At 33.9% G+C, this 1,099-nt stretch carries 1 protein-coding gene and 1 pseudogene; both read left to right on the top strand.

Annotated features, from left to right (window positions below):
• Positions 1–804, top strand: an 804-nt coding sequence (locus BBROOKSOX_RS11445) for a vWA domain-containing protein (protein WP_218973758.1), incomplete at its 5' end; no start/stop codon positions are given.
• Positions 801–1,099, top strand: a pseudogene (locus BBROOKSOX_RS11440) (hypothetical protein); the annotation flags it as partial. The gene BBROOKSOX_RS11445 and the pseudogene BBROOKSOX_RS11440, both read left to right, overlap by 4 nt.

The following is a 1,099-nucleotide window of genomic DNA, read 5'->3' as shown; positions in this document are numbered from 1 at the left end:
CTAAAAACACGCCTTAAGTTGCTATTATTATCCATTATTTTAATTTTATTGGCACTAAGTCAGCCAACCCTTGACAAAGGGGAAATTAAGATAAAAAAACACTTGAGTGACTTAGTAGTGGCAATGGATATGTCGTATTCTATGTTGGCAAATGATGTTTACCCAAGCCGCTTTGAATTTGCAAAAAACAAACTGTTACATAGTCTGGATAAAATTAGAGATCGGCAGGTTGCCATTTTAGGGTTTACCAGTCAGACTTTTTTAATTTCCCCTTTAACGGATGATTTTTCCAGTCTTAAATTTTTAATTAAAAATTTACGCACAGACAGTATTAATTTAAAAGGCACCGACATACGCAATTTATTACAAGCTGCCAGTGATTTGACAGGCACAACAAAAAATAAGCAAATATTGCTATTGACCGATGGTGGCGATGACGCTAATTTTAAAGAGGCGATTGCGTATGCAATAAAGCACAATCTACAAATTTTTATCTTTGATATCGCTAGCAAGAGTGGTGGCAGTATGCGTACTGAAAATGGGCTTTTAAAAGACCAGGACAATAATATTGTTGTTGTTAGAGAAAATCCAAATATTAAAACATTAGCAATGCAAACAGGTGGAAAGTATCTTAAATATTCTTTAAATAATAACGATTTGTCAGATTTTATTAATACTTTTGATCGGCACAATAACAGCAAGGAGGTAAAAATTAATCAAAAACGCCAACTGTTTTATTACCCTTTGTTACTTGCCTTGCTGCTGTTGTTTGTTGTCTTTTTTTCCTTACCTAGAAAACCATGAAATTTATTTTTTTCGTCTTATTGTCAATGAATGTAGAGGCAGGATTGTTGGATTTTTTGCACATTGAGCAAGCTAATAGCGCTTACCAAAAGCAAGATTATGAAGCGGCCGCAGAAAAATTTTCCGATATTGACAATGACGCTGCACACCTAAACCAAGCAAATAGTCTTTATAAGCAAGGTTTATACGAGCAAGCATTGGAACAATATCAAAGCGTTAAAGACAAAGAATTGGACTTTAATCGTTTGTATAATATGGGTAATACTTACGCTAAATTGCAAAAAATTGATGAGGC

It is taken from the genome of bacterium endosymbiont of Bathymodiolus sp. 5 South (assembly GCF_900128535.1).
GTDB lineage: Bacteria > Pseudomonadota > Gammaproteobacteria > PS1 > Pseudothioglobaceae > Thiodubiliella.
This window is presented reverse-complemented; position numbering and strand designations above follow the sequence as displayed.